The organism is Kineococcus vitellinus (assembly GCF_009906315.1).
Classification (GTDB): domain Bacteria; phylum Actinomycetota; class Actinomycetes; order Actinomycetales; family Kineococcaceae; genus Kineococcus; species Kineococcus vitellinus.
Genome location: NZ_JAAALL010000333.1, coordinates 1 through 4,424, shown reverse-complemented (window position 1 = coordinate 4,424; position 4,424 = coordinate 1). Strand labels below are relative to the sequence as shown.

Genomic DNA, 4,424 nt, shown 5'->3' with positions numbered 1-4,424 from the left:
CCCCGCCAAGACGGCGACGACCACCCGCCGCACCGCCAAGAAGGCCTGAGCACCGGCCCGCAGCACCCGCAGCACCCGCAGCACCCCGCACGCACGGACGCCCCCGCACCGGTCGAGACCGGTGCGGGGGCGTCCGTGCGTGCGGCGGGTGCGGTCGCCCGCTCCTCGCGTCAGTCCTTGAAGGTCTCGATCTGCGCGCCCAGCGGCGCCAGCCGCTCGGCCAGCTGCTCGTAGCCGCGGGCGATGATGTCGACGTTGCGCAGCACCGAGGTGCCCTTGGCCGCCAGCATGGCCAGCAGGACGACCACCGCGGGCCGCAGCGCCGGCGGGCACAGCACCTCCGCGCCGGACCAGCGGGTGGGGCCCTCGACGAGCACCCGGTGCGGGTCGAGCAGCTTCACGCGCGCCCCGAGCCGGTTCAGCTCGGTGAGGTAGATCGCGCGGTTGTCGTAGACCCAGTCGTGCACCGTCGTCGACCCCTCCGCGCTCGCCGCGATGACGGCGAAGAACGGCAGGTTGTCGATGTTCAGGCCCGGGAACGGCATCGGGTGGATCTTGTCGATCGGCGCCTTGAGCTCCGAGGGGTGCACCGTGATGTCGACCAGCCGGGTGCGCCCGTTGGCCGCGGTGTACTCCTCGGACAGGTCGTACTCCAGGCCCATCTCGGACAGGATCGCCAGCTCGATCTCGAGGAACTCGATCGGCGCCCGCGTCACCGTCAGCTCCGAGTGCGTGACGATCGCCGCGGTCAGCAGGCTCATCGCCTCGACCGGGTCCTCGGAGGGGGAGTAGTCGACGTCCACGGCGATGTCCGGCACGCCGTGCACGACGAGCGTGGTGGTGCCGATGCCGTCGATGCGCACGCCCAGCTGCTCCAGGAAGAAGCACAGGTCCTGCACCATGTAGTTGGGGCTCGCGTTGCGGATCGTCGTCACGCCGTCGACGCGGGCCGCGGCCATGAGCGCGTTCTCGGTGACGGTGTCGCCGCGCTCGGTGAGCACGATCGGGCGGCGCGGGGCCACGGAGCGGTCGACGCTGGCGTGGTAGTTGCCCGTGGTCGCCGTCACCGACAGCCCGAACGGGCGCAGGGCCACCATGTGCGGTTCGACGGTGCGGGTGCCCAGGTCGCAACCACCGGCGTAGGGGAGCGCGAACTCCTCGTAGCGGTGCAGCAGCGGCCCCAGCATCATGATGATGCTGCGGGTGCGGCGCGCCGTCTCGCCGTCCATCGCGTCCAGGTCCAGCTCGGTGGGCACGTCGAGGACGAGGTCGGCCTCGTTGACCCACTCGTAGCGCACGCCGATGCTGCCGAGCACCTCCAGGATCCGGTGGATCTCCAGGATGCGCGCGACCCCGCGCAGCGTCGTGCGCCCGCGGTTCAGCAGCGCCGCGCACAGCAGCGCGACGCCGGCGTTCTTGCTCGACTTCACCGCGATGCTGCCGGAGAGCTGGATGCCGCCGTGCACGCGCAGGTGGGTGGGGCCGGGGCGCCCGATCGAGACGATGTCGTCCTGCAGCGCGTGCCCCACGCGCTGCAGCATGTCGATCGAGACGTTCTGCTGGCCCTGCTCCATGCGGTGCACGGCGCTCTGGGAGGTGCCCAGGCGTTCGGCGAGCTGCACCTGCGTCAGACCGCGGTGCTTGCGGGCGTCACGGATGAGCGCGCCGATCTGGGCGAGGTGGTCGCCGGTCGGCGTGAACTGCTCGGTGGAGACTGCCATGCCCGCACGCTATCTCATGGATGAGATAATCCCGCGCACCCGGGGATCCCGGGCGTGTCACGTCCGTTCCAGCGTGACACGCCCCCTCCGCATTCCCGCGCGGGCGCGCCGTCCCCTCAGGGGCGCGCCGCGTCCAGCGCCTGGCGCAGGTCGGCCCACAGGTCCTCGACGTCCTCCACGCCCACCGACAGCCGCAGCAGCTCCTCCGGCACGACCACCGGCTCGTTGGCGTGCCGGCGCCGGCGCTCCACCAGCGACTCCACCCCGCCCAGGCTCGTGGCCGGCACCCACAGGCGCACCGCGTCCACGACGGCCTCCGCGGCGGCCCGGCCGCCGGCCACCTCGATGGACACCAGCGCCCCGTAGCCGGCCATCTGCGCGCTCGCCAGGGCGTGCCCGGGGTCGTCGGGCAGCGAGGGGTGGCGCACCCGCGCCACCGCCGGGTGCTCGCGCAGGCGCCGGGCCAGCACCGCCGCGCTGGCCTGCGAGCGCTCCAGGCGCAGCGGCAGCGTGCGGATGCCGCGCAGGGCCAGGAACGCCTCCAGCGGGCCGGGGATCGCGCCGTGGAAGGTGCGGTGCGCCTGCAGCGCGGCCAGCAGCTGCTCGTCGCGCGCGACGACCGCGCCCAGGACGACGTCGGAGTGCCCGGAGAGGAACTTCGTCACCGAGTGCACGACGACGTCGGCGCCCAGCTCCAGCGGGCGCTGCAGCAGCGGGGTGGCGAAGGTGTTGTCCACGACCACGAGCGCGCCGTGCTCGTGCCCGGCCGCCGTCAGCGCGGCGATGTCCGCCACCTCCAGCAGCGGGTTCGTCGGCGACTCCAGCCACAGCAGCGCCCGCCCGCCCGCCAGCCCCGCCAGCGCGGCGCGCACGGCGGCCACGTCCGTGATGTCGACGTGCTGCACCCGCAGCCGCCCCTGCGCCGCCAGCTGCGCGGTGAGCGAGTGGGTGCCGTTGTAGGCGCCGTGCGGGACGAGGACCGTCGCGTCGGCCGGCACCAGGTGCAGCGCGGCCGAGACCGCCGCCATCCCCGAGGCGAAGGACAGCGAGCGGCCGCCCTCCAGCTCGCCGACCGTGCGCTCCAGCGCCTCCCACGTCGGGTTGGCGAAGCGGCCGTAGCCGAGGGCGGCCGCACCCAGCGAGCCGCCGCCCACGAAGGTCGCCGACAGGGAGACGGGGGTGTTGAGCTCGCTGTCCAGCCCGCGGGCCGGACGGCCGGCGACCACGGCGAGGGTCGCGGGGGACAGCTGCTGCGGCGCGCTGGGCGCCGACACGTTCTCGGGCACGTTCTCGGGCACGACGGCACCCAACCACACCGCCGGTAGGGTCGGCGCCGATGACCACCTCCGGCAGCCCCAGCACCCCCAGCGCCCCCGTCGCCGGCGCGCCCGAGAACGCGGCCGGCAGGCCCCGCGTGGCCGTCGTCTTCGGCGGCCGCTCCTCCGAGCACGCCATCAGCTGCGTGACGGCCGCGGGCGTGCTGGCGGCCATCGACCGCACGCGCTACGACGTGGTGCCCGTCGGCATCACCACCGCCGGGCGCTGGGTCCTCGTCGACGACGACCCCGCGCGGTTCGAGCTCGCCGACGGCAAGCTGCCCGAGGTCCCCGCCGCCGGGCCGCGCGTCGCGCTGGCCCAAGAGGTCGGCGCCCGCGCCCTGCAGCTGCTGGACGGCCCCGCCGACGGCGCGCCGCCCGGCCTGGCCGCGCTGCAGCGCGTCGACGTCGTGCTGCCGCTGCTGCACGGGCCGTTCGGCGAGGACGGCACCCTGCAGGGGCTGCTGGAGCTGTCCGACACCCGCTACGTCGGCTCCGGGGTGCTGGCCTCGGCGGCGAGCATGGACAAGCAGGTGATGAAGGTCCTGCTGGCCGGGGCCGGGCTGCGGGTGGGGCCCTGGACGTGGTTCCACGCCCGGCGCTGGGCCGCCGACCCCGCCGGCTGCCGCGCCGACGTCGAGGCCCTGGGCTACCCGGTCTTCGTCAAGCCCGCCCGCGCCGGCTCCAGCATCGGCATCACCAAGGTCGCCGGGCCCGAGGGCCTGGCCGCCGCGGTGGAGGAGGCCCTCGCCCACGACCCCAAGGTCGTCGTCGAGGCCACCCTGGCCGGCCGCGAGATCGAGTGCGGCGTGCTGGCCGACCTCGACGGCGGCGAGCCGCTGACGAGCCTGCCCGGCGAGGTCGAGGTCGTCGGCGGGCACGACTTCTACGACTTCGAGGCCAAGTACCTCGACTCCGCCAACGTGCGCCTGACGTGCCCGGCGGACCTGCCCGCCGACGTCGTGGCCGCCGTGCGGCGCACCGCGGTCGCCGTCTTCGAGGCGATGGGCGCCGAGGGCCTGGCCCGCGTGGACCTCTTCGTCGACCCCGAGCGCGGCGAGGAGGGCGTCGTCGTCAACGAGATCAACACGATGCCCGGCTTCACGCCGTTCTCGATGTACCCGCGCATGTGGGCGCAGAGCGGGATCGACTACCCCGAGCTCGTCGACCGGCTGCTGCAGCTGGCGCTGCGCCGCCCCACCGGGCTGCGCTGAGCCCCCGGCGCGCCCCTCACAGGCAGGTGCGCGTCTGCGGGATGGCGTCCACGGCCGGTGCCAGGTCGACCAGCTGGGCCGTCGCCTGGTCGGCGCTCAGGTCGGCGGCGAAGCGCACCGTCACCTCCACGGCCGGGTCGCGCCCGTAGGTGAGGAAGCGCACGGCCCGCTCG

At 74.7% G+C, this 4,424-nt stretch carries 3 protein-coding genes; 1 reads left to right on the top strand and 2 read right to left on the bottom strand.

Features of this window, described 5'->3' with window-relative positions:
- Positions 1-170: 170 nt before the first annotated feature.
- Both GTQ99_RS20225 and GTQ99_RS20220 read right to left on the bottom strand, forming a co-directional pair.
- Positions 171-1,721: a helix-turn-helix domain-containing protein gene (locus GTQ99_RS20225; RefSeq protein ID WP_166617505.1), complete on the bottom strand. Its 1,551-nt coding sequence runs from the start codon at positions 1,719-1,721 to the stop codon at positions 171-173.
- A 116-nt stretch (positions 1,722-1,837) separates the two neighbouring features.
- Positions 1,838-3,019 carry a trans-sulfuration enzyme family protein gene (locus GTQ99_RS20220; RefSeq protein ID WP_338075144.1) on the bottom strand — a complete coding sequence of 394 codons (1,182 nt, stop codon included), beginning with the start codon at positions 3,017-3,019 and terminating at the stop codon, positions 1,838-1,840.
- A 38-nt stretch (positions 3,020-3,057) separates the two neighbouring features.
- Between GTQ99_RS20220 and GTQ99_RS20215 the strand changes: the two genes are divergently transcribed.
- Positions 3,058-4,251: a D-alanine--D-alanine ligase family protein gene (locus GTQ99_RS20215; protein WP_166617504.1), complete on the top strand. Its 1,194-nt coding sequence runs from the start codon at positions 3,058-3,060 to the stop codon at positions 4,249-4,251.
- Positions 4,252-4,424 lie beyond the last annotated feature (173 nt).